This is a genomic window from Rhizobium sp. BK176 (genome assembly GCF_024808055.1).
Genome location: NZ_JANUBV010000001.1, coordinates 1220688 through 1246557, shown reverse-complemented (window position 1 = coordinate 1246557; position 25870 = coordinate 1220688). Strand labels below are relative to the sequence as shown.

Genomic DNA, 25870 nt, shown 5'->3' with positions numbered 1-25870 from the left:
CCGGTTGGGAGGCTTAATCGATTACGAGGGGTATTTTGATTTGGAATTCGAACGCGGTTACAGGTTGCGGGTGTCCGGTCTCGGGGAGCTGACGAAGCTGCTCGGTGCCTATCGTACCCATGCGCTCAGAATCATGGCGGGTTCCTATGCGGAACAGATCGCGAGAACGGCGGTGACGACGCTTGACGCCGCCGCGGTCGGCCTTGTCCAGCACAAGGGAGACCTACTCGAAAAGGCGCGGGACAGTGTCAGGGCTTCCCATGACCGGGTCACCGACGGGGTCTACGCGAGAAACCTGAACTGCCTGATCGAGTTCCATTTCGTCGGACCGGCCATACTCGCCGCCATGACACACGGAGCCGAGCACTTCCGCAGGCCCTGGGAAGCCCGTCGCGAGGTGGTGAAGTGGGGATGGTCGCGTGACATGGCCCGCCCCACGCACATCGGCGAAGAACCATGGGCAGACAGGGGTCGTTTCTGGAGCGAAGCCGCCAAGACCTCCGGCGCTGGCTTCGGCATGTTCCGGTTCATCCTGCTCGAGGAGAAGCTTCCCGTTCTCGGTTGGAACGCCATCGGACGCTCGATCCCGGATTTCGAGTGGCGGGTGGAGCAATGCGTCCGCAAGCTGGCGGTCGCCGGGAATATCGATCCTGCGGCGATTTCGGAGCGTGACCGCAAAAAGTTCGAGGACAGGGTTCGAAACGCCATCAGGCCGCAGCTCGACGAGGCGGCGTTCAACAAGCAGGTGATCAGCGGCAAGCCGAAAGAGACACAGGCAGCCGCACCTGCCGCCGCGGTCGCTCCGTCCGCGCCGAAGAAGCCGGCTCCGCCCAAAAGGGAACACGTCGCTTCGAGCATCGACCACGCCGACATCGTCGTCGCCAGCGACGGCAGGGCGTTCATGGCCGTTCCATATGTCGGGTTCCGTCAGGAGGACCGCGTGTTCATCCAGGTCGGGTCGCGGGACATCACGTTCATGCAGAACGGCATCCAATATGGATCGGTGACCAACATTCCAGCCGCGTCGAGGGATTACCTCCGCGGCCTGACCAGCATCACCGTCGTCGAAATCGTGGAATCGGACGGAAAGCGTTTGCTTCGTGCAAAGCACACCGCAATGGTATCGGACATTAGCCTCGGCGAAGGCCTGAGACGGCCGCTGCAGACATTCAGGCGAAGGTCCCGCGACGCGGGCATACAGGAGATATGACAATGGGTAAGCCGCAGGTAGACACGACAATCGAAGACTCCGTCATTGACGAAACGTTCAAGAACGTGGTGTCTCCGACCGAAATCCACAGGCTCGGGCGAGAAGACATCACCGAAAACCGTCCGGGCGACGTCCTGGTCGACGCGGTGTCGAAATTCGCGGCAAAGGGCGGATTTGCCAAGACCGAAGGCGTGTCCGCGGAAGACGGCGTCAAGGTTTCGCAGGACGCGGCCGGCCGCCTCGACCTCGAGGCCGCCAAGGACCTCGCGGCAGGCGTGGAAGTCGACGGCACGACGGTCGAAATCAAGGACTGAGGTCCGATTTCGAGTTGACGCTCATTTCCTGTCCACCTAGCCTTTTTAATAGGTGGACAGGATTAACATGCTCTCGTCTGAACTAGAAAAATATATCGCGGCCGCAAGCGATTACGCCAAGTCCTATCTCGGTCCGGCGACATCGCTCGTACACGTTCTCCTCGCCGTTCTCGACGACACGGAACTCCAGAGGGTCCTATCCACCTGCGGAGTTAACTACCTCGATTTGCGCCAGGACGCGGTCGAGGCGATCGCCGAGCGCATGGCGGTTGCCAAGCAGCCTTCGCCAGGCGGTCCGCCGGATGCCAGGAGCAGGTCGGACGGACTTTCCGGGCTGTGTATCTTTGCTCTCCAGGCAGCGCAGCAAAAGGCGGCCGCACGGGGTTCCACCACGGCCGGAGTCCTCGATTTAATCGCGGCGGTCCTCGAGGTCCACGACACAGGCACCTTTGATTTCGAAGCGCGACTGGTACTCATCAGGGCTGGTCTGACCGGCGGAAATTTTGCCAAGGCGCGCCGCTTGACAGACGGCCTTCCTCCTTCCGAGCGTCTTCCCTTCCAGTCGTTCCGTTTCCAGGAAGCGGAGGCGGTGTCCAAATCCTTCTCACAGGAGCGCCGTGAGCCTGAATTCGGCGAGCCGTCCGGCGGGCGCGCCGGCGGTGGCGCGGCGGTTCCCTTTTGCGAGGACATCACCGAACTCGCGAGGCAGGGAAAGCTTGATCGCAGCTACGGCCGCCAAGACATCCTCCAAGAGCTTCAGATCATCCTCGGCAGGCGCAAGAAGAAGAGCGCGGTGCTGATCGCAGACCCAGGCGTCGGGAAGACGTCCGTGGTCGAGGAACTCGCCTACATGATCGTGGAGGACAGGGCGGGTCCGAAGCTCGATGGTGCGACGATCCTTTCTCTCAACATGGGCGCTCTGGTCGGCGGCACGAAGTTCCGCGGCGACCTCGAGGAGCGCGTGAAGGACCTTGTAGCCGTCCTCTCCGCAAACCCGCGGCTGATCCTGTTCATCGACGAAATCCACGTTCTTGGATCGCCGGCCCATTCGGCGTCGGCGGCAAGCGACCTCCTGAAGCCGGCGCTCGCCTCGGGGGCGATTCGCTGCATCGGCGCGACGACCCTTTCCGAGTACAAGCGCTTCTTCGAGGTCGACGGGGCGATGTCGAGGCGGTTCGCGCCCGTCACCGTGACCGAACCGACGAGAGTCCAGGCCCTCGAGATACTGTCGTCCGTCGCCCCGAGCTACGCCGAATTCCACGGCGTGACCTATCCGGACTGGGCCATAGAGCTGGCTCTCGACCTGTCCATCCGCCACATGCCGGAGCGAAGGCTCCCGGACAAGGCCATCGAGCTCATCGACGACATCGGCTCGCGTGCGTCGCTTTCGACCGAAGAGTCCGTCACCCGCCAGCTCGTCACAGACTGCGTGTCCGCGAAAATCGGCCGCAAGATCGGGCAGGCGGACGTGGCGAAGGCCATCGCCTCCTTGCCGACCGACGCCTCCGTCATCGCGAGAGCCGCCCTCCGAAACGGTATGGCGGCACCTGGCGGCGAGAGTTGCGTCATCGCGGTCATCGGACCCAAGGAGGCCGACAAGGAAACTCCGGTCAAGAAAGCCGCCGAAGCGTTGGGGCGAGGATACGAGGCCCTCGACATGGCCGAGTTCTCCGACCTCCCGGGAGCGAGCGGTCTTCTCGGCGCACCCGTCGGGTATATCGGACACGACAAGGGCGGCCGCCTCTACGACGTCGTCAAACGCTCGCCGGGCGGCTTCCTGCATCTGCGGAACATATCGCAGGCCCATCCGGCTGCGATCGCCATCGTCGAGGAATGTCTACGCAACGGGTACGTAGAAGACAAGACGGGCCGAACCGCCGGTCTCGGTGGCGTGCAGGTCGTCGTCTCCCTGGTCTCGGAACCGGAGCGTGCCTCCATCGGCTTCTCCGCGTCTCGCGGGGAGAGCCAGATGTTCGGCATGGCCATCGTCGACGACGCCGACACCGTCGTCATGATCGAACCGGCGACCGACGAAGCGACGGAGAGGACGACAAAGGGTTTCGCGGCGCTTGTCGAGGCGGCGGCCGCGGCAGGTGCCAGGATGACGGTCGGGGAAGGCGTCGAAGAACACGTCGCGTCGCTGCTGAGGTCTTCAAATAATCGTCACGCAAGGACGTTCTCACGGCTTGTAAGGGTGCCGGTCCTCGATTACCTTGTTTCCGCAAACGAAGACTTCACGGTGGAGTCGACGGAAGACGGGGTTAGGATCGCCGCAGATGAGGCTGCTTAACATAGGGATCGCAACGGCTACGGCGCTGCTCGCGTTTGCGGGTGAAGCCTATGCGGCCGACGACGGTTCCGTCAGGGCCTCCTGCACGCAGGACGGCCGCATCGTGTACCGCGAGGACCTGCCGGCTGGCACGCCTTCCGACCGGAGGCTTCAGATCGCGGCCAAGTACCGGAAAGCGCTTTGCGTGTTCCTGAAAACCGATCCCGTGGAGGCCTCCGCTCCCACCCTTCGCGACCCGGCAATCCCGGCCGTCACAGGCGGAAACGGCGATCTGGCTGCGGCGCTCGCCTATCTGTCGCCGGGCGGCGATGTCGGAACGCCGTACGGGGGGCAGGAGTTCGACGAGGGCATGAAGTCCTTCATGAAGAGCGAGAACGCCTTCACCGACCACGTCCGCAGCGTCAATCTCACCATCGGGGTCTACTCGGGGGCGACGACGCAGGACGTGCTCGCCCACTGGGCTTACATCAAGCAGAACGCCAAGCTGCTTGGGCGCATGACCCCGTCGATCGAGACGGTCGGCGATGTAGTCGTCCTCAGCGTCGACGATGTCTCCGACGACGACGCGTCGGCTGTCTGCAAGGAGGCGCAGACCTACGCCTCCGGATGCATGGCGGTCTACTGACCTGCCGTCAGAACCCGTAGCCTGGGGGTTTCGGTGCGTACCTTTGGTCCAGTTCGTGCGATCTTCGCGGTTGCGGCGTCGGGACCGGGATGGTGAGATTATTGTCGCGCGCGGTGGCGGCATCGGCGATCGCGGCGGTCAGGCTCGACCAGCTTTGCGCCGGAACGCGGACATAGTATCCGTCATCGGCGACGTCGATGACCATCTTTCTCTTGGCCACGTTGGCGGCTTCCGCAAGCGCCCTGAGGCGCGGGGTCCAGCCGACCTTCGAGACGGCGAACTGCAGCTTGTCGGCGATCATATCCAGGGATTCCAGGAAGTCGCCGACGGTTTCAGCGCCGTCGTTGAATTCCATGTCGCCGAGATCGAGGGTGTTCAAGTAGTCGAGAGCCATTCCGGCGCTTCCCGCGGGAATGGATAGCGAGGGAGAGAACGACATGGAAGGGGCGCTGGGTTCGCGGAACTCCGGTTCGTAATCCAGTTCCGGCTCGTCCTGGACAGGAACCATGCCCGGCAGTGCCGCGCGGGTGTCGATGAGTTCCTGCTTTTCAACGAACCCGCGGTCGTCGAACTGCGGCGGCGTCGCGAAGTCCGGACGCGCCTGATAACCGGGCGTTCCAAGCCCCTGTCCCGTCAGCCTGTCGAACTCCTCGATCGCCTCCCGCAGGCCGTCGATCGCGTGGGCGAGCGCCAGCTTGTCGGTGAGGCCGCTGCCGCTGAGCTTGCCCTTCTTCTCGAGACGCAGCGCGCGCGCCGCCTCGATCACCTTCAAAGCCTCTTCCAGCATCGATTCCTCCGACATGCAGATTGCCTGCGGCCACGCCGTGGACAATCATGGTAATACTTCGAGGATGGAAGCAATGACAGCAAAAGCCAAGGCCATTATACTATCCGCTATACTGTGGGTCGGCGTTCCGATCGCCGCGACGGCCGCTCCGGACGAGATGGCGGACCGCTGCTCCTATCTCTCGTCGGTCGATCCGGACAAGCTCCACACCGCGCTCACCCGTTACGCCGGAAAGGTGATGGGCAAGTATCCCGAACATTGGATGCCCGCGGACTACGCAAACCTGCTGGCCAACGCCGTCAGCTGCAACGGCCAACCCGTGAACCTGCAGAACAAGGTCAACGCCGAGCTTTGGGCCGTGAAGCTCGCGGATGTCCAGAAAATCAACGCAGAGATCAATGCGAGGTCGAACGCGATCGCGGTGGCCTACGGGAAGTATTGGACGAAGAACGAGGAGTTTCCCGCCTGCGCGACCTTCCTCAAGTGGGAGCGCGACGACGTCTGGTACACCAACAATTCCGAAAAACTGTTCGGGACGGCCTTCTACAACATGACGCCGGAGATGCTGGGACTGTACAAGAGGCTGGCGCAGGAGTGCGTGCCGGTGATGAAGTCTGTCCTCGATAGATGGCACGCGCAGCAGTCGGGAGCGGAAGCCATCGTCAAGAGCATCCTGTCCTCGATCGAAATGGACGGGCTGGCGGCGCAGGAAAACGTGTCGGAAATTCCGAAGAACCTCCAGCTCGACGCGCGTGGGCAGCGCATTCCGATATCCTACCTGCGCCCGACGACGCAGAAGGTGGTCAAAAAGATCATCGCGCTGGAAAACGCCGACCGGATCATGCCGACCAACTCGCTGATCCAGATTTCCAAATGGGCCGAGCAGGTGGAGATGGACGAGACGGACGGCCCCGACCTTCTCTACGCGCAGCGGATCAAGAGCATCGTCGCCGATCACCTGTTCAGGGCGGCGGACGCTCTCAGAAAGCCGAAGGCGGGGCCGAACTCAGGCGGCTAGGGAGACGGGGCTTGCCTCGAGGATCGATACCCTGCGCAGCGCGCCGGACGTGGCCATTTCCTCGACGAAGGCGTTGTTGGCCGAGTGGCCAGGCGCGAAAATCTCGAAACGGCCGATGACGGGTACACCGAGAACCATCAGGTCGCCGATGAAGTCGAGCGCCTTGTGGCGCGCGCATTCGAGATCGACGCGGAAACCTCCGGGATTGAGCGGGCCTGCCTCGCCGATGACGACGGCGTTTTCGAGACTGCCGCCAAGCGCGAGGTTGTTCGCCTTGAGCATCGCGATCTCGTGTTCGAGGACAAAGGTCCTGGCGACGGCCAGCGAACCAAGCGTCTGTTCGTCGACGCTTATGCGCTGACGGCCGATATGGGCATTCGGGAAATCGATCGTGCAGTCGAGGGAGAACTGGCCAGGCAAAGCGCAGAAGCGGCTGGAGCCGACGGTCAGCGACACGGGCTTGGCGACAAGCAGGCACTCGATCGCTCCGCCGACGCGCGTGAGGCCTGTGCGGGCGAAGGCATCGAGCCAGACCGATGACGAGCCGTCGAGAACGGGAACTTCGTCGCCGATGAAGGACATGTCGGCGTCGGTGACGCCCGCGATCCTCAGGGCGGCGAAAAGGTGTTCCACCATGTCGACACGGCGTCCGGAAGGAAGCTCAAGGCGAGTGCATCGCGGCGTGCGGGCGACGGAGACGTCGCGCAAGGGAATGAATGCGTTGCCGTCGAAGACCCGTAGACCGTCGCTGCCGGGCTCCAGGCGGACCGTGGATTGCGCACCGGAGTGAAGACCGACGCCCTCGATGACGACAGGGCTGGCGGTCGTGCAACGTCCGCCCGATGGAATGCTGATGATCGATGACATGGGGGTCTCCTTACCACTTGAAAATAGAGACCCCGGCCGACCACATCCACTCACTTATTCTTTCGCTCTGTTAAAGCGGGCAAGGACCGCGCGATCGATCCCGATCGCAAAGCCGGCCCCCTCGGCGTAGACGCCGCCCCCGGCGACCTGCTTCTGCGCGCCGAGATCGGGACACAGCGCCTCGAAGCCGTCATCGACGTAATAGGCGATACCGCGCCTGACGGAGGGGACGAATTCGTAGTCGATGTCCAGCGCCTCGACGCACCTTGCCAGCAGCTCTCGCGCCTCTTCGGCGTAGTCCCTGGGTCGCCGCGACATGATTTCGACGCCGAACTGGGTGAACTCGCGGTATCGGCCCATCTGCGGCCGTTCGTAACGGTAGCAACGCTGCACGTAGAAGAACCTGAAGGGGTCTGGCATCGAGTTCATCCATTTATCGCGCCACATCTGCTGCGCCATGCCGGTTATTTCAGGAACTAGGCAGCATTCCCTTGCCTTGCGGTCGGAAAACCTCCATATCTGGGTTTCTTTGTCCGCACCCAACTTGGCGTCGAAGGTCGACGCCTCCCACAGAGAGGGAAACATGAGTTCTTCAATTCGTCTTTCCGCCATGATGGCGCGAAGTCTATTAATGACGTTAACGAACTCTTTAGCTTCTTCGAATTCTATAATTCTTGTACCGCGCAGCATTTGATCTGATCCTTGCAAAGTGTGGTCTGAGGCTATAGGGACTTCATGAAACCGGGATATCCTCCTTGTTTGTCGAGCCTGCAACTTAGGGTAAATGATGACTGATGAAGTGAAACAGCATATCGGGAAGAGGATCATGGAGATGATCGACCGACTTGGCGTTTCTCCGCTTCCGCGGAACTACCATCTATTCTACATCTGCCTCTCCAGCACGGACCAGCGGCTTCGCGGCGCTGTACGCGCGCTTGGCAACTCCCCGAGCCAGGCCGACCTCGACGACGTGATCGAGAAGTTCGTTCCCGAAGCGATGGGCAGCACCTATATGCGCCGCCACCAGGACGACGTTCTGAGAAACCTCGAAGGGGTGCTGTCGAAGCTCAACGTGGATCAGCTGGAGGCGGCCAACTTCACGGGAGCCGTGAACAAGGTTTCCGAGTCGCTCGCCAACCAGCAGGACCCGAACAAGATTCCGCCGGAAACCCTGATGAAGGTCGCGGAGGCGATGGTCGAGGCCGGCCGACGGAAGGTCGTCGCGGGCAACAAGACGATTTCGCAGGTCGAGACGCATGTCGACGAGTTGGGCAAGCTGCGCAACGAGATCGAGCGACTGAGACTGATCGCCAACACGGACGAATTGACGCGACTGGCCAACCGGAGGTCATTCGACGAGTCGTTGGCGATGGTCTACTCGAATGAGAGCAGGAACTCCTTCGGCCTGGTGATGCTCGACATCGATCACTTCAAGTCGATCAACGACACGCACGGCCATGCCGGCGGCGACGAGGTCCTCAGGGTCGTGGCCAAGTGCCTGCGCGGATCGATGCGCCAGGATACCGTGGTGGCGCGGACTGGCGGCGAGGAATTTGCCATCATCCTCAAGAAGACGAACATCGAAGAAGTGCGCCGTGCCGCTGAGCGCATCCGGGAGGCTGTCGAAAAGCTCGGCATCATAACCCGGCACGAAGGAAAATCCAGGAAGGTGACGGTTTCGGTGGGTGCGGCGATGGCAGACGACGCCGAAACGCCGCAGGCTCTCTACGAGCTGGCTGACGCGGCGCTCTACTGTTCGAAGGAAACCGGCCGCAACCGCGTGACGCTATCGGGCGAACTCGGAACGCACAGCACGGAACGCTTCCTGATGTACAAGAAAGGCTAGAATGCAGCACTGGTACGTCAGAGGCTGCCTTCGGCAAAATGACTGAAAGTTAAGGGAAATGGTCGGGGTATCCGGATTCGAACCGAAGACCTAACGCCCCCCAGGCGTTCGCGCTACCAGACTGCGCTATACCCCGAATAACTCAAGCTCGACGATGGCGTCGCCGAAGTCAACTTGAGTACGAACTTGATGGTGCGGAACGAGGGGCTTGAACCCTCACGCCTTGCGGCACCGGATTTTAAATCCAGCGCGTCTGCCGATTTCGCCAGTTCCGCGTAAATGCGAGGTATACCCGCACTGTTCACATTGCCTATCGCCTCCGATGCGATCGCTCTACCAGGCTGAGCTATGCCCTGACCCATCGCCTTTCGGCGAATTCCGTTTGCGACAGGCCGCCGGGAGAGGTCTGATGGACCTACTATCCCGACGGCCGTCGAATGTCAGAGTGGAGGGATTTGAACCCCCGGCTTGCGTCTACCCAAGCCGCCGCGCTACCAGGCTGCGCTACACCCTGTAGTGGTGGTGCGGATGAAAGGGGTCGAACCTTCACGATCGTTAAATCACGGCGACCTGAACGCCGCGCGTCTACCAATTCCGCCACATCCGCATTTCGTTTCCACGGCCGGAGCCGTGATTTAGTATGATGGAGACGACGGGATTTGAACCCGCGCAGACCGCGATGACCTCCGCATTACCAGAGGCTCGAAAGTGGTTTGAAACGCGCTTCCCTACTCGGCCCTCACTGGCTGTTTCGGTGCATCCGCAAAGACCCCACTTGCGATTTGGCCGCGTCCCGGTTTTACCCGAGCCGGTTTTCCGTTTCCCGGTGCCTATGCCGAAACCCAGGCGGACGTCCCCAAAAACAATGGCGCGGTGGGAAGGATTTGAACCTTCGTCTGCGGTCCCAGTGACCGACGCTCTACCATTGAGCTACCTCCGCGACAACAGATACCCACGCAGGCATCTGAAATGATGGTACTCGAGGAGGGAATCGAACCCTCGTATCAGGAGCCACAATCCTGCGCTCTACCATTGAGCTACCCAAGCACATTCCGTTGTCGGTGGTCCCGTCGGCTGCGAACATGCGCGCCTGACGGGACCACTTCCTGTTTTCCTCACAGGAAACCGCAAAGGATAGCGGAACCCATGGAACGACCTAAGTCGTTGAAAATGGTGGGCAAGGTAGGATTCGAACCTACACAGTCTAAGACGCCGGATTTACAGTCCGGGTGGCTCCAACCGATGCCAGCCTGCCCAATCGACGGTTCGGATCGTGCAGCCGCTCGCGCGGTCCCGTTCCGGGGTGGCCACTCCCCTCCGTCTGGCAATTTCTTCCTCCTTGCGGAGGACTTTTTGATGGTGCGGCAGGTGGGACTCGAACCCACACGTCTTTCGACAACGGCTTTTGAGACCGTCGCGTCTACCAATTCCGCCACTACCGCTAAGTCATGAATTTTTGGTCGGGGTGAGAGGGTTCGAACCTCCGACCTTACCGTCCCGAACGGTACGCGCTACCAGACTGCGCTACACCCCGATCCTCTGGTATTGTAGACGCCGAACCCCAGAAAGGACTTGAACCTTCAAGCCTTTCGGCTGCGGGTTTTCACCGCGTGTCTACCAGTTCCACCACTGGAGCCGGCGTCTACAATAAGATGGTGCGGATAAGAGGATTCGAACCTCCACAGGATTTCTCCCACAGCGACCTCAACGCTGCGCGTCTACCAATTCCGCCATATCCGCGAACTCTTTTGAAAGGACTGGTGCGGGTGAAAGGATTTGAACCTTCACACCTTGCGGTACCGGAACCTAAATCCGGCGCGTCTACCAATTCCGCCACACCCGCGTTGTCCTTTCGTCCCGCGGAAGACCTGCAAGGCATGAGAGCCGAGGTCTTCCGCGAGGCATTTCATTCGGGTCTTCTCAGACCTGAAAGTATAATCCCCACAAGGGGTTAATGGTCGGAGTGGAGAGATTCGAACTCCCGACCCTTCGGTCCCAAACCGAATGCGCTACCAGACTGCGCTACACTCCGAAACGGTGTTAAACACCCGTTTTTCGTATGACCTATGGTGGGTGAGGAGAGACTCGAACTCACAGTGTACCATTACGATGTTCCGGATTTACAGTCCGGTGCAACTCCTAATCCGTCGTTGCCGCTCACCCATAGAGGCCATACGAAAAACGGGGTGACCGACGGGGCTCGAACCCGCGACGACCTGGATCACAACCAGGCGATCTACCGACTGATCTACGGCCACCATCCGTTTTTCTGTTTACAAACCGGACGCCTCCTGGCGGGGAGACATCCGAAGGATACCCACGATTTCAAAGAACTGTCCCCGTTGGGACCGCCGCGGCGACCGCGACCAGCATTTTCGGTTTGAGGATTGAAGAACGAAAAAGAAGAGGCCCCCGCGACGTCGGTCAGCGGGGGCCTCTTCTTTGAACTCCGGTGGTTTTTTAGATCATACGATCGTGCCGCCGTCGCCAAGATAAGTCCGCTGACCGCCCGTATGGGGCGGCAGGAGATACAATGGGAGATGATAGAGGGCAGCAAAGATCGACTGGACGCTGAAAGCGCCTGCCGTATTCTTCGTTGCTGCCTTTACCGTCGCGGTCATTGTCGTGTCCTGCCATCTTGGCGTGAAATTCGTATCTGTCCCTATCGATACGTGACCTCGACGGATGTGTCAACGCCCGGGTCATCAAAAAAATCGAGAAAAGCGAAAAATAATCGAAACCGCCGTACGAGCGTAAAGGTATATAAAGTCCTCGCGTGCGCGAGCGGGCGTGGATCGCAAATCTAAGTCCACCAATTGCGGAAATGCGGAACTGGAGTCTAGGAATACACGTTGACATGATGCGAATGAGCATATTTAAAGACCTCAACGCAATGTCGGAGACCCGCATGTTCGAACCAATCATCTCGTTTCTCAAAACGGCGGCGCTTGCGCCCGTCAACCGCATCCGGGCCATCCGCGCGTGGTTCCTTCCCCCGGCGAAGGACGCCGACACGGGAGCGCGCGCCCGCTGGTGGATGATCCGCTACGGTTCCAAACTGCTGGTCCTGTTCGCCGTCTTCGTATGGACTGCTCCGCTTGTCTGGAACGCTTCCTATATCCGCGGCTTCGACCTTTCCTACCCCAAGAAGGTCATCCGCGTAACCAACACGCACTCTGGCGACGAGCAGGTCGAGATCGGCGGGGACGCCAAAACGCCCAGAACAAACGACCGTTCGATGATGGTCGACATGGAAATCTACCTGTTGGATTTCGCCATCAATCAAAACCGCTGGATGCCCTCCATGCCGCAGTACAAGTTCGGTTTGTTCGGGCTTCCCTATGACGAGACACCGTTCCTCGACAACAAGGCGTCCTTCCAGCACGGTCTGCTTTCGGCGCTGCGCCGGACCGCCGTCGAACTGACGGACAGCCTCGGCCGCGTCCGCGCGTCGTCGCAGGCCGACCGCGATCTCCAGCTCGCCCGTGGCAACCTCCAGACAGACGACGAGACCTGGTGGTTCAACCCATTTGACGAGGCGCTGCCGTTCGGTCCGGTACAGCCGAGCGACTACGTCTTCCAGAAGTCGCTCGATTCCTACAAGCGCTTCAACGACCGTCTCGAGAAGGGCGACGCCCTCTTCGACACCCGTTCGGACAACCTGCGTCAATATCTCGACCGTATTTCCAAGGACCTCGGCTCGGTCGTCGACCAGCTGTCGAAGCGCGCAACGGCGTGGAAGTACGACCCCAAGACGGACACCTTCGTCCCGGGCGAGGGCAACAACCGCGGCTGGTTCGATTTCAAGGCCGACAATCTCTACTACGAAGCCCTCGGACAGATGTACGCCTACCACGGCCTGCTTCAGGCGGCCCGTGAAGATTTCAAGTACGTCATCGAAACGCGCGGCCTTACCGACGTGTGGGACCGTCTCGAGGCCCACGTCGCCGAAGCGGCGGCGCTCGACCCGCTGATCGTATCCAACGGCGCGCGCGACGGGTTCCTGATGCCCGCCCACCTCGCGGTGATGTCCGAAAGCATCCTGCGCGCCCGTGTCAACATGGACGAAATTCAGGACATCCTCGGTCGCTGATCGCCGAGGGGCAGGAAATTCGAAGCCCGCCGCCATGGCAAGCGGCGGGCTTCGTCGTTTCGGAGTCCTCGATTAGGCGTTTGAAAACGCGGGGACCCGGGTCTATAATTCAGGTAAACCACCGATCGGAGTACCACGTATGTTCAGCATCAAGGCAGCGGTCATATCGTTTGTCGCGGCTCTCGAGAGCATCAGCGGCGTGCCGATCGCCACCCTTGACCGCGTTGACAACACCCAGGAATTCTGGGCGCGTTCGGCAGCGATCCTGTGCGAGAAGACAGGCGACAACTTCTGCGACGAGGACATGCGGTTCATGACGCAGAACACTGAGCCGTCGGGTTTTTCGCAGATCATCGAGTACAAGGTCGGCACCACGGGACAAACCAAACGCGTCTGCGCGCTGCTGCCGCCCATCGACAACATCGACCCGAGCTATGTCGGCGAAGCCTTCACGGGGAGCTTCGTGCGCGAAGACCAGTATCCGAGCGAGACCTCGATGTCGGCTTGGCTCTACCTCTACCATGCCGCCCATTGCCTCGACACGGCGATGAGCGACCAGGAGGAGAACCGTGCCGTGGCCTTCGCGACGCTCGGACTGACCATCCTGCAAGGCGATCCTTCGTTCACCACGCCGGCGGTGACTGGGCAATCGAGGCGCATCGCCACGATGATCAAGAAGGACAGCGCCTGGTGGGCGGCAGGAACGGGCGAGCGCATCCTGTTCGACGAGTTCAAGGCGGAGGCGGCGTCGATCCTGCGGTCATCCTATAACTGCAACGCGCAGGTCGTCAGCGCCACGACCATCGATACGACAAACATCACCCGTGCCACGCGGCTCGATCCGGCGCAGAACTGCTCGGCGGCCACTTCCGGTACAGGCGTTCAGAATCCAGGCGTTGTCACAGACGGCAACCTCTGGATTTGGATGTACGGATCGGGCGGTATCGGCGCGCCGCCGGTGGACTACACCCCTGCGAAGATGTTCTCGTCGATGAACGCCGCGGCGTCCTACACGCTGACGACGGCTAACCGCCTCGCGCAATAATTGGGCGCGAGCGGCCGCAGTCTCGTTGCTCCATGCCGGACACCAGGCTAGTTTCCATTGGAAACAGGAGGCTTTGAGCGTGTTCGAAGACGTTGCCAAGAAGACCAGGTACATGGTCTACACAAAGAAGTACGACCGCGAGTGCCGCATCGGCGATCTCATCGACCGCGAAACGATCGAGCGGCTCAACACCCATTTCGATTTCCACGGATATGACAACAGCGATAGCGTGGCGAATGGTGTGGAATGGGCCGCCGATCTCCAGCCGCAGGATGGTCTCGCAGTAACGATCCTCGTTGACCTGTCGGGATCGATGCGGGGCCGGCCGATAGCGCAGATGTCCTATGGCGTCCTGGCGGCGACCCAAGCCCTCGAGGGCCTTGGCGCGAGCGTCGAGGTCCTCGGACATACGACGAACGCGACGAACCGACCGAACGACCAATTCCAAACGGACCGTACGATCGACAATCCCGGGCGTCTTTCCGAATTGCTCCATATCGTCGTGAAGGAAGCGCATGTTCCATCGACCCGGTCGCCGGGGAACATCATCGCCATGGGGACGGACAGTCCGCACCTTCAGCACGAGAACCTCGACGGCGAAGCGATCATCTGGGCGACCAACCGCCTCGTCTCCCGTCCTGGCCAGCGCAAGCTCCTTGTCTCTGTGGGGGACGATTTCGAACCAAGATGCCAGACGTCCGAGCGCTACGCCAAGGACAGCCGGTTCTTGAAGAACCACCTAAAGGCCGTCGTTGATGAGATCGACGCGAGCGACGCGCTGGAATTCGCGCAGGTCGTCATCGGTGTCAACGAGCACTGGCTCGCAAGGCAGGACACGTACCGCGCTCCGGTATCGGCGGGGATGGAGGCGGGAGACATCGCAAAGGCGATCGGCGTGGCCGTCATGCAGGTTCTCGATCCTGAACCTGAAACACGGATCACGGCAGCGCCGGCGATCTGAAGGGAACCTTATGACGACAAGAAGGACGGAAGAAGGCGGTAGGCTTTTCCCGCCCATGACCTGGGACCATGGGTGGCTCATGTCGATCCAGGCCGACAAGGCGGGTTACCAATGCAGCCCGAAAGAACGTCTCGACGCGCTCGAGGACTACGAAACCGTCGAGGCGAAGATCGACGGTCCTCATGGAACGGTCGTCGATCCCCATACGATGGACCTCCCGGCCGAGGTCGCCGCGAAGTTTCCGCACCTTACGGTCGGAGGAGGCCCGTCGATCGGCGGAAACCTGACGTGGTCCGACATCGAGGCGGTCGCCCATGCCATCCGTATGGCTTCCAGGTATTTGAACAACGGCGTTCCCAGCGGATCGATCGGCTGGGCCGGGCGCACCGTCTATCACGGCACGACGGGTGAAAACGCCGACGACATTATCGACAACGGCATCGTCGCGGCACGCGGGGACGGATATTTCGGCAGGGCGTTCTATGCCGCGGAGGACGAAGCGCTCGCGACGTCGAACTACGCCGAATTTTCCGGAGACGCAAGCGGCGGGACTGTCATCGAGGTTACGATCGAAGAGGGCGCGCGGATTTTCGACATGCGTAACGCCGACGATGCCGCGGCGTTGGACAAGAGCGGCCTGATGCGGCACCTCGGTTCCGCCGACTTCGATAGGCGTGCGCGAGCGCTCGGGATCGACGGCATCTACGACCGGTCGGTCGGCGGTGTGGCGATCTACAATCCCGGGCGGCTATCCGAGCCTATGATCTCCAGCCGGCCAGGGCCGAGAACACCTAAACCAGGGCCGCGCGGTCCATGATTTTTGGGGTCATGAAAAAAAGTTCGTTTGGGGTGTTGACTTGTTCGCCGCGCCTGGGCATGTTGGGTTCAACAACGGAGTAATTGAAATGTTCGCCCTTTCGTCATCGCAACAGCAATCCAGTCAGTCGAGTTCCTCGAACTCGATCGCGGGTGCGTGCGGTATCGATGGAGTGGCAATTTGATCGCTTAGATCAGTCATTTCAGACCCACGAGACCCGCCCTTCGAGGCGGGTTTTTTGTTACCCTTACATACAACTTGGAGACGTGGCGGAGCGGTTGAACGCGCCCGCTTCGAAAGCGGGTGACCCTGGAAACGGGGTCCGTGGGTTCGAATCCCACCGTCTCCGCCACAGATAATATGCAAGTGATATCAGTCACTTGTAATTGAAGGAGAAGGAAGATGCAGGCCGTGGGAGTGAACGCAGACGGCAGGACGGTAGTGATGCTTACGGTTGCAGAGGCGCGCGAGATGATCAAGCAGCGACTCGCTATGGGCAGGGAGGCATTCGCCCCCAGGCCACGTAAGGACGCCGACGTCCGCAAGGTCGTCGCTTCGCTCGAACGGGGCATTCCCGGCGAGCAAGCCGGGGTCTAGGAATACGGAGATGTGGCCGAGTGGTTTAAGGCACCCCCTTGCTAAGGGGGCGACCCTCGAAAGGGGGTCCCTGGGTTCGAATCCCAGCATCTCCGCCATGGTTTGGAATAGTTTAACGGTAGAACGATGGACTCTGAATCCATTGGTCTTGGTTCGAATCCAGGTTCCAAAGCCACACAATTGAAGAACACACGGGCGGTAATCAACCGATCGCCCTCAGGAATACGGAGACGTGGCGGAGTGGTTGAACGCGCCCGCTTGGAAAGCGGGTAGGCCTCGCAAGGGGCCTCATGGGTTCAAATCCCATCGTCTCCGCCATCATTGGAGGTGTGGTAGAGCGGTTGATCACGCCGGTCTTGAAAACCGGAAGACCGCAAGGTCTCGTGGGTTCGAATCCCACCGCCTCCGCCATTGAAGCAAGACGCCGCCGCAGGGCGCGAGAGGAATGAAATGAAGACGTTGAAAGAGCATATCAAGGCAGGCGACTGCCACTTCGTAAGGGCCAGATCGGGCAGTCTTTGGTACAAGACGGCCCTTGGACTGGAGTTTCCGGTCCCGATGAACACCCTCGGCGAAGCCACCTTCGACGCCTCGATCCCGGCAATGGGCCTTATGGGCTACATCCGCAAGCAGCTCGCCGGGATCGAGGCAGAGCGACAACGGCCCGACTACGCCGTCGCGTAGATAAATGGAGACCCCGGAACTAAAATCGGGGTCTTGAATGATTGAATTCCCTTCCGTTGTCCCTGTATCCTTGGATATCAAACGCGGAAGGAATATTGGGGCTTGGCCAAGCGGTAAGGCATCGAGTTTTGGTCTCGAGACCCCTGGTTCGAATCCAGGAGCCCCAGCCAACCTTCCCCCTCTTCGGGGGCTGCAAATGGAAGACCCGGGAAAAGAGACGAAGTCTCGTTTCGGAAGCAAGGTGGCGAGCGACATGTACGCGCGCCTCAAGAAGGTTTCGTCTGAGGCGAAAATCCTCAAGGTCTACGAGGTCGAAACGACAGAGACCGAGACCAGGATCAAAATCTTCAATTCGTGGATGATGACCCGCAACCTGGAAACGGGGGCCGTCGGGACGTTCGAGCGCGATTACGCCCTCGGCTCCTGGTACGAAGTGGAACCGAACGGCGTCTTCCACGCCATCCCGGTCTGGCCTATCCACAACCTCAGCCATGGTGTCGCGAACGGTGCCAAGAAGTTCATCCTCGACAAGCTCTACGATGCCGTCGGCTTCAACGAGACCAAGAGCAGACTGGCCGCAACGTGGAGGGCAGAGGTCACCCGTTTGGCGGAGGCGGAAAACATTCGGTTGCAAGAGGCCGAGGTGTTGGCGACGGAGAGGTTTCCCGATGTCCAAAAACTCGAAATCGCGAGGAACGCATTCGCCGATAAGCTATTCGGTTCGAAGTTCTCCAGAGGGACGCGCAAGCCCGCAAAGGGATTCGTGGGACAGGAGGCCGTCTACAACGCGCTCAAGGGCGTGAGGGCGGAGTTCTTTCGCCAGTTCCGGGACCCAGAGCTCTTCAGGGCGATCTTGGCGATGAACCACAAGTTCATGTCCATCGGTGATTACCTCTATTTCGCCGCCAACCGCGATGCCGTGCTCAAGGTGTGGAAGGAGCGGCGAAATCTAATTCCCCTCCTGCCCTATATCTCCCGCCACTACTGGGCGGGAGACGAACTTTTCTCGACCGCGAAGTGGACAGACCCGGTCGGTCCGCTCAGTGATCCGGGATTCAACCTGATCCCCATCCGCAATCTGCCTTCGCAGCACGTCGGAAGAGGCATGTTCTCGCCTTTCGAGTCGTCGCGCGGGTATCAGTGGCTCAGCAGATCGAAAAGCACGGTCGTCAAGGCATGGGCAAGGGGCCGAAAGAACAATCTGGTCACCGACCTGATGGCGGAGCTCAATCTCCCCAAGGACACGGCCGTGCTCGTCATCGCCAACATCGTGGACCAGATGGACGATGCGATCGCCAAACTCGAACGCGGGGAAGTCGGGGAGGATCGCCAGCGCTTCCTCACGGCGTTCCGTGCATACGCAGCGCATTGGGCCGCGGTAAGGCGCGAGCATGGATATCGCCGCATGGTCAGGGCGCTCACCTACGAGAACGAGGGAACGGGCAACGTCATCGACTTCCTCGTCGCCCAAGGCTTCGCCGACAACCTGCCGGCTCGCAACGCCACATGGGCGTCACTCATCCGCAGAAGCCATGAATGGCACCAACAGCAGGCGGCATTGTATAGAAACAGGATGCCGGCCGCCGGCGGTGGTTATGATTACTTCCGCCCGGATGATCAGGACCTACCAAGGGAATGGGTATCGCTCGTCCCGACGCAGGAAATCCTCGAGTGCAAGGTGAGGCCCATCGATCAATACGATGGAGTGGCCATCGAGGGCGGCGAGATGGCCCACTGCGTCGGCTCATACGCGCATCTGTGTGCCAGGGATCGATACAGGGTATATTCTATCACGGAGCCAGACGGAACGAGGTCGACGCTCGGCTTCCATCTCGAAGACGGCTCAGCATACTTCGATCAGGTTCAGGGATTTGGAAACAGCAGGCCATCGGAACTGGTGAAGAAAGTAGCGCATCAGGTCGTCGGTCTCTATGCAGACGCTATTGCGGCGCAGGCCATCGCCGAGAAGGAAACGGCATAATGGCGAGCGCGTCGGAAAAGGCGATCCGCGAAGCCGTTATCGCCAGATGCCGAGAACACTGGCCAGAAGGCCGCATCATCCACGAGCTGGCGATCGGTGGATGCAGGGCCGACCTCGCCGTCGTCACCAAAGCCCACGTCTTCGCCTTCGAGATCAAATCCGAACGCGACACGTTGACCCGTCTCGAGAGCCAGTTCAGGTTCTTCGACGCGTGCACTCATGGCTGCATCGTGGTCGCCCACGAGAAATGGTTCGAGGAGTTCACCTACAACAACGGGTCCAGGGGAGTGAGGCCCGGCGAGCTGCTGAAGGAATACGATCACCGTTCGCTCGGCCTATGGGCGTATCCCGAGCCAGCGCCGGGTTACTGGCAGACCGAGCGTCACAGATGGAGGAAGCCGGGGCGGGAGTATCACTTCGACGAACTAAAACAGCCACGAGCGGCGAGCCTGCTGGGCATCCTTTTGCGCGAGGAGCTAACGATCGAGGCCAGAAGACACGGAATTCCTTTTAAAAGCCGGTGGCCGGTCACACCTATAATCTCGGCTATGGCATACGGCATGACCGGACGACAGGTCGCCGAGGCTGTATGCCGTCAGTTGAGGGCAAGGACGTTCGCGGCCGCGGACGATCCGATTTTCGAGGGATTGGCTGCATGAGGCATGGGATCAAGGCGATCGTCTTCGACGCGTTCGGGACACTGGTGACACCGGTCCAGCGAAACGGCCCTTACCAGTCCCTCGCGCTGGCTGCCGATGTCGAGCGGCGACGGTTCAGGGAAGAGGCGATGACGCTCAACCTTTCGCTTGCTGAGCTGGCGGCCAGATACGGACGGCCGGACCTTGCGCAATCCCTGACGGACGAACTCGCGGTGGAAACGGCGGGCGTCACGCTGTTCGACGAAGTCGGGCGTTATCTCGACATGCTCGACTGGCGCGGCTTTCCCTATGCGGTCTGCTCGAACCTCGCCCATGGCTATGGAGAACGGGTCAAGGAGCTGGTTCCCAACGCCGTCGGCTACGTCATGAGCTACGAGGTCGGCGCGTACAAGCCGCAGCCTGCGATCTACCATGCCGTTGTCGATCTCCTCGACGTCGATCCGTCTCGCATCCTTTTTGTCGGCGATACCGAGAGGGCCGATGTCGATGGTCCGAGGGCCGCCGGCATGAAAGCCGTCCACCTCAACCGGAGAGCGGGACAGACGCTGCTTTCCGTCATCGCCAAGGCGTTGAGAGATGCCGCCGCTCCCTCTATGCTCGAGGGATAGGTTCGAGCAGGGCATAGCATGACGATCGAGAAGACGAAGGCGGACATCGCGGAGTGGCTTGGCGAATTCGCCCCCGACGAGACCGTCGCGAAATTGCTCGGCTTCAGCGTGGGCCGCCTGCTCCTCAGAGAAGGGTTGCACTGGCGTCTGAAGGCCGAGAGCCACCGCCTCGACGTCATGCACGTGAGTGACTGGTTGCGGACCGCGGTCGCCGAGACCGCTGGCTGGCTGGCGAAGTTGGACGAACACGGCCGCCCCAAAAAGCTGATGAAGTTCGGCACGTTCCGCGAGATGAGGTCGGAAGCCGACAGGGCGATGCGGATCGCGATCCAGAAGCAGGGCAGGGTGGAGATCGATCCCGACCACGAACGCCTGCACATGGAACTCGCCGACGGCTACGCGATGGTGGAGATGCTAACTCCGCAGGCGTTGGATCGGGAGTCGTCGCTGATGCAGCACTGCATCGGCAACGGCGGATACGACTACGACATCACCGGCGACAAATTTCTTCTCCTGTCGCTGCGCGATCCGTTCGGAAAGCCGCACGCCACACTGAGGGTCAATCGCGAAAAAGCATCGGTCGTAGAATTCCAAGGCAAGCAGAACGAGCCTCCGGCGGACCGTTACATGGTCTACATCAAGGAATTTCTACGTGCGGCAAAACTCGGCCTCGGGCGCGGCGGAGAACAGCGGCTTGGGATGATCCAGGACGTGTTCGGCGAATGGCACGACATCCAGAACCTGCCGGACGAACTGGAGACGCGCGGCTCGTTGCACCTGGCCGACGCGCCGGTCTTTCGAATGCCGTCCAGGCTGGTCGTCAACGGGGACTTCGCCGCTCCCAGGTGGATGGATCGACATCCCGACGTGTTCCACGTCTCCGGAGAATACCTATCCGACAACATCCCTCCGATCACAGGGGACTTCAAGGTCGGCGTCATGACGATTACCGGCGGCCGCAACTACAAGGGGCGGATTCCGGAAAAACTGGATGTCGGAAACCTGATGGTCACGGCCGAAAGCGGATCGAGAACCTTTCCAGAGAAATTCGAGGTCACCGGAAAACTCACCATCACGGTGACGGACGCCAGACAGGTTCCCGCCTCTCTGAAGGTCGGCGGAGCGCTGAGCCTCTTCAGGTGCACGATCAAGGTCTGGAGAGGCGACGTGGACTGCGGCGACCTCGACACTTCGTTTGCCGAGAGAATCGCGTTCGAAGGAAAGGTCAGGGTCCGTGGAAACTTGTCGGCACCGCATGCGGACGTTACGTTCAAACGGCCTCTCAGGATATCCGGTGATGCGGATTTTTCCAACAATGGCAAGGGCCGCGCCATCTCCGAGCTGCCTGCCAGGATGTTCGTAGGCGGCGACCTCATCCTCCAGAACTGCGAGATCGGCCGAATGCCGAAACACCTTGAGGTCGGGAAGGACCTCGTCCTGACGGATGCGAAGTTCGACAGCCTTCAAGGGGTCAAGCGCGTGGGCGGCGGGCTCAGAATGGAAGGCACGGAGGCCCGCGAGCTGCCGGCGGGACTGACCAGGGTCGGCGGTCTCTGGGCGGCGATGTCGAAGCTGGAGGGCCTGCCCGACGGCTTCACCACCACGAGCAACCTGGTGGTGATCGGCACGCCGATGACCGAGTTCCCGTCGGGCATGCGGATCGGTGGACACCTGTTTTGCAACGACGAGATCGAGACCTTGCCTGACGATGCCATCGTCCTCGGCAAGGTCCACAATGTGCGTATGCCCGACCACATGATCGCGGTCAGGCAAGCCGATAAATCCCGAGTCCGCTCCTTACATCGTTCATGACCGCGGCTACGCGCTCGCGGGCGGCCGCCGATCCCTTCCTGAGGACAGCCTCGATGCCCTTGGGGTCGGCGATCACCCGCTCCCGTCGCTCGCGGATGGGCCCGACAAGCTCGACCAGCGTACGGACGAGGAGCTTCTTCAGCTTCACGTCACCGAGGCCGCCCCTTGTGTAGTGGTCCTTGAGGGCCGCGACCTCATCCCTGTCTTCGTGGAACGCGTCGAGATAGGCGAACACGACGTTTCCTTCCGTCTTGCCAGGCATGGCGACGGTCAGATGATCGGGGTCCGTGTACATCATCATCACCTTGCGCTCGATCTCGGCGTCGCTGTCCAGCAGATGGATCGCGTTGCCGAGCGACTTGCTCGCCTTCGCCTTGCCGTCGATGCCCGGCAGTCGGCCGGTTGTCGACAGAACGGCCACGGGTTCGGGCAGGATGTCGCGCGCCGCGGCGCGGTTCACTTTCGCGGCGGTTTCCTGGGCGAGTTCGATCATCGGCAATTGGTCCTCGCCGACCGGAACGTGGGTGGCGCGGAAGCCCGTGATGTCCGCCGCCTGGGCTATCGGATAGCACAGGAAGCCGGACGGCATGACCATCTCGTATCCGCGCTGGCGCGTCTCTTCCCTGATGGTCGGATTGCGTTCAAGCCGGGATACCGAGGTGAAGTTCATGTAGAGCATCGTCAGCTCGGCGAGTTCGGGTACGGCCGACTGGAGGAACACCGTCGTCCTGTCGGGGTCGATGCCGCATCCGATGTAGTCTGCGACGACCTGCGGGATGGCTTCTGCCACCTTGCGCGTGTTCTCGATGTTGTCCGTGTAGGCTTGCGCGTCGGCCACCATGACGAAGCACTCGGCACCGGCCTCCTGCAGCCTGATCCGTTCCCGGATCGAGCCGACGTAGTGTCCGAGGTGGAGAGGGCCGGTCGGACGGTCGCCGGTCAGCACGGTTACTTTTTTCGTGAAGTCGATGTCTCGGAGCATGGGAGGTTCCTTCCTTCGCTGTTGCTCTGGAGACCGTCCGGGAAAACGACATGGATCGACCGTTCGCCGGAACGGTCCCCTGTCTCTTGTGTATTTTTTGGAATCAGAGATACGGGCCGCTCAAAGGATTGAGCGCCACCAGAACTTGCCGACGATAATCGTGTCTACGTTTCTCATTCTTCCGTTATGCACGGTTAATCGGTCCGACGCAACAACTAATTGAAGACGTCGAAGGCCCATCGAGGATGGCGGTGACCCGCACGATCTCGTCATGGACGTTCGGTCGAACCTACGCCGAAATGGCGTTCGACAAGACGGATCAGCGGCGCTTCGTCGGTGTACTCGCGCAGCTTCGCAACAGGAACCCAGATCACGTCGTTGGATTCGTCGCTGATTACCGGCTTTTCGCAGGAGCCCGCCCTCAGGACGTAGCGGATGTCGAAATGGAGGTGGGCAGGCACGTCGCGGTAGGCCGGGACCATCTCGATGTTGATGTCCGCAATGACCCAGGGGGCAACGGGTCGGATGTCCCTGAGGCCGGCCTCCTGGTATGATTCCTGCCAGGCCGTGAAGAACGGGTCGGTGACGCCGTCGCAGTGACCGCCTGGCTGGACCCATTTGCCGTACTTCTTGTGGTGCACGAGGAGAACGGACTTTGACACGTCGTCGACGATCAGGGACGAACCCGTGAAGTGGCCGTAGGTGTTCGACCGCTCGAAGCTGTTTTTGTCTGAAGTCAGGAAGCGGATGCATTCCTCTGCTTGCCTGATCTGGTCGTCTGCAAAGGGTGCCGACGAGACAATGAGGCTGGCGATGTAGTCGTGCAGCGACTTGAGGAAGGTGTTGAACACCGGATGTCTCCGTTCGTTGAAACCGGAGACGCCCGCCAACGGCCTTGGCGGGCGTCTTGCAAGTGGTCAGCCGACGATCTCGTAGCAGATACGGCCGACGCCGGACTTGATCATGCCGAGCTGGCTCGCGGCCGCCTTCGAGACATCGATCACGCGGCTCTTCTTGAAAGGACCGCGATCGTTGACGCGCACGATGACGCTTTTGCCGTTGCCCTGGTTGGTGACCTTGAGTTTTGTACCGAAATCGAAACTCCGGTGGGCTGCCGTCAGGTTCGACGGGTTCATTCGTTCTCCCGACGCCGTCTTGGACGACATGGCGTACCAGGATGCACCACCGCACTTCGCGGGCTGTGCCTTTGCGTTTGCGGCTCCAGCCGAAACCGGGAAAGCCATGGACGCGGCCAGAGCCGCAGCGGACAAAATCCGCAGGTACTTAGATGCCATTTCTACGCTCCTTCTGAAGTCGCGCTTCCGTGGTCTTCATGACCGTATAACCCTGCATCAGAACAACGAAACAGAGCTCGCACCGCTCGAGGTCTTCCTTTAGAGCGGGTGTAATCCTTCCGAGGACTGCGAGTCCGTCATCGGAACGGCCATAAAGAACGTCGGAATGCGCGACGAGAGATTTCACTTTCAAGTCGGGTTCGTCGTGGACCAGCGTGGCAATGACGCCGTTTACGATCAAATCCCGTGCCATAGGTCGAACGGAGCCTCAGCGGCCCGAACGTTCGGCAGCCTGGCGCTTGCGGAGTTCCCTCTGCTTGCGGCGGACAGCCTCGCCCTTCTCGCGACGACGCTTGTCGGACGGCTTTTCGTAGGCCTCCCGGTTGCGCATCTCGCGGAAGACGCCTTCCTGCTGAAGCTTCCGCTTCATGACCCTGAGGGCCTGGTTGACGTCCCCGTTCCGGACAATAACTTTCACGTCTCAATACCCTTTCGCTTTTTGAGCTGGGGCGATCATATTCCAATGAAGTCTTGAATTGCAACCCTGCGATCACAAATTAATTCAAGCATTCAATATAAAAATAAGACGTCGTATTTGTTGACACGCGCCGGCCCGATCGCCACGATCGAAATACACAGTCGGTAATTTAAGACTCCGACACCACCTCTTGCCTACAGGGAAGCCGCCCGCATGTCCGCCATTACAAGCACTTTCGACTTCGTCGACATACACCCCGGCGTACCCGGCATGGCCTTCGCCGCCAAGGCGGAAGGAGGCGGCTGCCGAGAGGTGATCGGCATCAAGCCTGAAGCCCGTGAGTACTACGATTCCTTTTTCTCTCCCACCGGCGAAAGTCAACAGGCCGGCCGTTGCGATGTCGCGGTGGTCGGACTGCCGTTCAGCATGTTCGCCTATTGCGACGGAGGTGATCCGGCCGTTTCCGAGCCTATCGCCGTTGCGGCGAAGGTCGCGAAGAAATCTTCCGCGATCCTGTTCAGGGTGCCGTGGAATTCTGCTCGCCGTCTCGGAGTCGACGCGGACGAATACCGCTCGGCCATCGAGGGAACGCTCGGTGCGAAGGCCTGGGAAGTGACGTCGGCGGTCAGCGACTGCGGCAACGACCTTTTCGTGGCGGCTGTCGCACGCAAGAAGTGGAACGGCCGCGAAGCCCTGCCGATGGCGTTCCCGAACCCCGGCCGGGCCGCACAGCCGTCGGGACCGACCGATGCCGCCTCCGTCCTGCTGGAGCGCGGATATCCGCAAGAATTCGCCGGCGTGTACGTCGGAAAGAGCAGGAAGCTCGTCGACGGTCTCGTCGATATCGCAAACGCCCGCACGGCGGTCTCTTCCGTCAAAGCCGCCATCAGGTAATCAGGTC

The 25870-nt window shown here is 60.7% G+C and carries 26 protein-coding genes and 21 tRNA genes; 23 read left to right on the top strand and 24 right to left on the bottom strand.

The genetic code is table 11. The annotated features are described in order from the left end of the window. Positions 1–40: 40 nt before the first annotated feature. The 4 genes from FHT76_RS06915 (at position 41) to FHT76_RS06900 (ending at position 4439) form a co-directional block, all read left to right on the top strand. Complete coding sequence (locus FHT76_RS06915) at positions 41–1210, top strand: hypothetical protein (RefSeq protein WP_259185039.1); 1170 nt, start codon at positions 41–43, stop codon at positions 1208–1210. Between the two features lie 2 nt (positions 1211–1212). Further along, a complete protein-coding gene (locus tag FHT76_RS06910; protein WP_259185038.1) occupies positions 1213–1524 on the top strand; it encodes a hypothetical protein in 312 nt (103 codons plus the stop codon). A 67-nt stretch (positions 1525–1591) separates the two neighbouring features. Next, positions 1592–3814 carry an AAA family ATPase gene (locus FHT76_RS06905; protein ID WP_259185037.1) on the top strand — a complete coding sequence of 741 codons (2223 nt, stop codon included), beginning with the start codon at positions 1592–1594 and terminating at the stop codon, positions 3812–3814. Then, on the top strand, positions 3801–4439 hold the full coding sequence (locus FHT76_RS06900) for a hypothetical protein (protein ID WP_259185035.1): 639 nt from the start codon (positions 3801–3803) through the stop codon (positions 4437–4439). The genes FHT76_RS06905 and FHT76_RS06900 overlap by 14 nt, the downstream gene beginning before the upstream one ends. Before the next feature lie 7 nt (positions 4440–4446). On the opposite strand, the gene FHT76_RS06895 is transcribed toward FHT76_RS06900, so the two are convergent. Continuing rightward, positions 4447–5241, bottom strand: a complete 795-nt coding sequence (locus FHT76_RS06895) for a hypothetical protein (RefSeq protein ID WP_259185034.1) — start codon at positions 5239–5241, stop codon at positions 4447–4449. Between the two features lie 58 nt (positions 5242–5299). Here FHT76_RS06895 and FHT76_RS06890 point away from each other — a divergent pair, with 58 nt between their 5' ends. After that, the gene (locus tag FHT76_RS06890; RefSeq protein ID WP_259185033.1) at positions 5300–6244 is read left to right on the top strand and encodes a hypothetical protein; all 945 of its coding nucleotides are present in this window, start codon (positions 5300–5302) and stop codon (positions 6242–6244) included. On the opposite strand, the gene FHT76_RS06885 is transcribed toward FHT76_RS06890, so the two are convergent. Both FHT76_RS06885 and FHT76_RS06880 read right to left on the bottom strand, forming a co-directional pair. Next, positions 6233–7111: a UDP-3-O-acyl-N-acetylglucosamine deacetylase gene (locus FHT76_RS06885; protein ID WP_259185032.1), complete on the bottom strand. Its 879-nt coding sequence runs from the start codon at positions 7109–7111 to the stop codon at positions 6233–6235. The two genes, FHT76_RS06890 and FHT76_RS06885, sit on opposite strands and share 12 nt — an antisense overlap. Before the next feature lie 54 nt (positions 7112–7165). Further along, the gene (locus tag FHT76_RS06880; RefSeq protein ID WP_259185031.1) at positions 7166–7801 is read right to left on the bottom strand and encodes an ATP phosphoribosyltransferase regulatory subunit; all 636 of its coding nucleotides are present in this window, start codon (positions 7799–7801) and stop codon (positions 7166–7168) included. A gap of 136 nt (positions 7802–7937) precedes the next feature. Between FHT76_RS06880 and FHT76_RS06875 the strand changes: the two genes are divergently transcribed. Further along, positions 7938–8957 (top strand): GGDEF domain-containing protein, encoded by a 1020-nt coding sequence (locus tag FHT76_RS06875; protein WP_259185030.1) that lies wholly within the window; start codon positions 7938–7940, stop codon positions 8955–8957. A gap of 59 nt (positions 8958–9016) precedes the next feature. Here FHT76_RS06875 and FHT76_RS06870 read toward each other — a convergent pair. The 16 genes from FHT76_RS06870 to FHT76_RS06795 form a co-directional block, all read right to left on the bottom strand. Continuing rightward, a tRNA-Pro gene (locus FHT76_RS06870) sits at positions 9017–9093 on the bottom strand. A 54-nt stretch (positions 9094–9147) separates the two neighbouring features. Continuing rightward, positions 9148–9232 (bottom strand) — tRNA-Leu (locus FHT76_RS06865). 165 nt (positions 9233–9397) lie between these two features. Then, a tRNA-Pro gene (locus FHT76_RS06860) sits at positions 9398–9471 on the bottom strand. 6 nt (positions 9472–9477) lie between these two features. Further along, a tRNA-Leu gene (locus tag FHT76_RS06855) sits at positions 9478–9564 on the bottom strand. Between the two features lie 259 nt (positions 9565–9823). After that, positions 9824–9897 (bottom strand) — tRNA-Gln (locus tag FHT76_RS06850). Between the two features lie 33 nt (positions 9898–9930). After that, a tRNA-His gene (locus tag FHT76_RS06845) sits at positions 9931–10004 on the bottom strand. A 124-nt stretch (positions 10005–10128) separates the two neighbouring features. After that, a tRNA-Tyr gene (locus FHT76_RS06840) sits at positions 10129–10213 on the bottom strand. A 101-nt stretch (positions 10214–10314) separates the two neighbouring features. Then, positions 10315–10399, bottom strand: a tRNA-Leu gene (locus FHT76_RS06835). A gap of 15 nt (positions 10400–10414) precedes the next feature. After that, positions 10415–10491 (bottom strand) — tRNA-Pro (locus FHT76_RS06830). A gap of 23 nt (positions 10492–10514) precedes the next feature. Continuing rightward, positions 10515–10593, bottom strand: a tRNA-Phe gene (locus tag FHT76_RS06825). Between the two features lie 17 nt (positions 10594–10610). Further along, a tRNA-Leu gene (locus FHT76_RS06820) sits at positions 10611–10697 on the bottom strand. Positions 10698–10715: 18 nt separating this feature from the next. Then, a tRNA-Leu gene (locus tag FHT76_RS06815) sits at positions 10716–10800 on the bottom strand. Between the two features lie 112 nt (positions 10801–10912). Further along, positions 10913–10989 (bottom strand) — tRNA-Pro (locus FHT76_RS06810). A gap of 35 nt (positions 10990–11024) precedes the next feature. Next, positions 11025–11120, bottom strand: a tRNA-Tyr gene (locus FHT76_RS06805). Between the two features lie 22 nt (positions 11121–11142). Beyond that, positions 11143–11215, bottom strand: a tRNA-His gene (locus tag FHT76_RS06800). A gap of 207 nt (positions 11216–11422) precedes the next feature. Beyond that, positions 11423–11578, bottom strand: coding sequence for a hypothetical protein (locus FHT76_RS06795; RefSeq protein WP_259185028.1), 156 nt, complete (start codon positions 11576–11578; stop codon positions 11423–11425). A 287-nt stretch (positions 11579–11865) separates the two neighbouring features. On the opposite strand from FHT76_RS06795, the gene FHT76_RS06790 reads away from it, so the two are divergent. The 16 genes from FHT76_RS06790 to FHT76_RS06715 all read left to right on the top strand — a co-directional run bounded on the left by FHT76_RS06790 (position 11866) and on the right by FHT76_RS06715 (position 22214). After that, positions 11866–13050 carry a DUF2333 family protein gene (locus FHT76_RS06790; protein WP_259185027.1) on the top strand — a complete coding sequence of 395 codons (1185 nt, stop codon included), beginning with the start codon at positions 11866–11868 and terminating at the stop codon, positions 13048–13050. Positions 13051–13189: 139 nt separating this feature from the next. Beyond that, positions 13190–14095, top strand: coding sequence for a hypothetical protein (locus FHT76_RS06785; protein ID WP_259185026.1), 906 nt, complete (start codon positions 13190–13192; stop codon positions 14093–14095). A gap of 79 nt (positions 14096–14174) precedes the next feature. After that, positions 14175–15056, top strand: a complete 882-nt coding sequence (locus tag FHT76_RS06780) for a cobaltochelatase CobT-related protein (protein ID WP_259185025.1) — start codon at positions 14175–14177, stop codon at positions 15054–15056. A 10-nt stretch (positions 15057–15066) separates the two neighbouring features. Further along, positions 15067–15873, top strand: coding sequence for a hypothetical protein (locus tag FHT76_RS06775; RefSeq protein ID WP_259185024.1), 807 nt, complete (start codon positions 15067–15069; stop codon positions 15871–15873). Between the two features lie 260 nt (positions 15874–16133). Then, positions 16134–16225 (top strand) — tRNA-Ser (locus tag FHT76_RS06770). 50 nt (positions 16226–16275) lie between these two features. Next, positions 16276–16470: a hypothetical protein gene (locus FHT76_RS06765; RefSeq protein WP_259185023.1), complete on the top strand. Its 195-nt coding sequence runs from the start codon at positions 16276–16278 to the stop codon at positions 16468–16470. A gap of 6 nt (positions 16471–16476) precedes the next feature. Further along, a tRNA-Ser gene (locus FHT76_RS06760) sits at positions 16477–16568 on the top strand. 3 nt (positions 16569–16571) lie between these two features. Continuing rightward, positions 16572–16645: transfer RNA gene (locus FHT76_RS06755), tRNA-Gln, on the top strand. Positions 16646–16696: 51 nt separating this feature from the next. Continuing rightward, a tRNA-Ser gene (locus FHT76_RS06750) sits at positions 16697–16788 on the top strand. Between the two features lie 5 nt (positions 16789–16793). Continuing rightward, positions 16794–16881: transfer RNA gene (locus FHT76_RS06745), tRNA-Ser, on the top strand. A gap of 39 nt (positions 16882–16920) precedes the next feature. Further along, a complete protein-coding gene (locus tag FHT76_RS06740) occupies positions 16921–17154 on the top strand; it encodes a hypothetical protein (protein ID WP_259185022.1) in 234 nt (77 codons plus the stop codon). Between the two features lie 96 nt (positions 17155–17250). Then, positions 17251–17324, top strand: a tRNA-Gln gene (locus FHT76_RS06735). Positions 17325–17350: 26 nt separating this feature from the next. After that, positions 17351–19135, top strand: coding sequence for a PcfJ domain-containing protein (locus tag FHT76_RS06730; protein WP_259185021.1), 1785 nt, complete (start codon positions 17351–17353; stop codon positions 19133–19135). Continuing rightward, positions 19135–19794: a hypothetical protein gene (locus FHT76_RS06725; protein WP_259185020.1), complete on the top strand. Its 660-nt coding sequence runs from the start codon at positions 19135–19137 to the stop codon at positions 19792–19794. The genes FHT76_RS06730 and FHT76_RS06725 overlap by 1 nt, the downstream gene beginning before the upstream one ends. Then, positions 19791–20402, top strand: coding sequence for an HAD family hydrolase (locus FHT76_RS06720; protein WP_259185019.1), 612 nt, complete (start codon positions 19791–19793; stop codon positions 20400–20402). Before FHT76_RS06725 ends, FHT76_RS06720 begins: the two co-directional genes overlap by 4 nt. A gap of 18 nt (positions 20403–20420) precedes the next feature. Next, entirely contained in the window at positions 20421–22214 is a 1794-nt protein-coding gene (locus tag FHT76_RS06715) for a PcfJ domain-containing protein (RefSeq protein WP_259185018.1), read from the top strand. On the opposite strand, the gene trpS is transcribed toward FHT76_RS06715, so the two are convergent. From trpS to rpsU, 5 genes are all read right to left on the bottom strand, one after another. Further along, complete coding sequence (gene trpS, locus FHT76_RS06710; RefSeq protein ID WP_259185017.1) at positions 22168–23196, bottom strand: tryptophan--tRNA ligase; 1029 nt, start codon at positions 23194–23196, stop codon at positions 22168–22170. The two genes, FHT76_RS06715 and trpS, sit on opposite strands and share 47 nt — an antisense overlap. Positions 23197–23465: 269 nt before the next feature. Beyond that, positions 23466–24047: an NUDIX hydrolase gene (locus tag FHT76_RS06705; protein WP_259185016.1), complete on the bottom strand. Its 582-nt coding sequence runs from the start codon at positions 24045–24047 to the stop codon at positions 23466–23468. Positions 24048–24113: 66 nt separating this feature from the next. Beyond that, positions 24114–24491, bottom strand: a complete 378-nt coding sequence (locus FHT76_RS06700) for a septal ring lytic transglycosylase RlpA family protein (protein WP_405049496.1) — start codon at positions 24489–24491, stop codon at positions 24114–24116. After that, positions 24481–24744: a hypothetical protein gene (locus FHT76_RS06695; RefSeq protein WP_259185015.1), complete on the bottom strand. Its 264-nt coding sequence runs from the start codon at positions 24742–24744 to the stop codon at positions 24481–24483. Before FHT76_RS06695 ends, FHT76_RS06700 begins: the two co-directional genes overlap by 11 nt. A 15-nt stretch (positions 24745–24759) precedes the next feature. After that, positions 24760–24969 (bottom strand): 30S ribosomal protein S21, encoded by a 210-nt coding sequence (rpsU, locus tag FHT76_RS06690; protein ID WP_142184407.1) that lies wholly within the window; start codon positions 24967–24969, stop codon positions 24760–24762. 213 nt (positions 24970–25182) lie between these two features. Between rpsU and FHT76_RS06685 the strand changes: the two genes are divergently transcribed. Continuing rightward, the gene (locus FHT76_RS06685) at positions 25183–25863 is read left to right on the top strand and encodes a hypothetical protein (protein ID WP_259185013.1); all 681 of its coding nucleotides are present in this window, start codon (positions 25183–25185) and stop codon (positions 25861–25863) included. Positions 25864–25870: the final 7 nt, after the last annotated feature.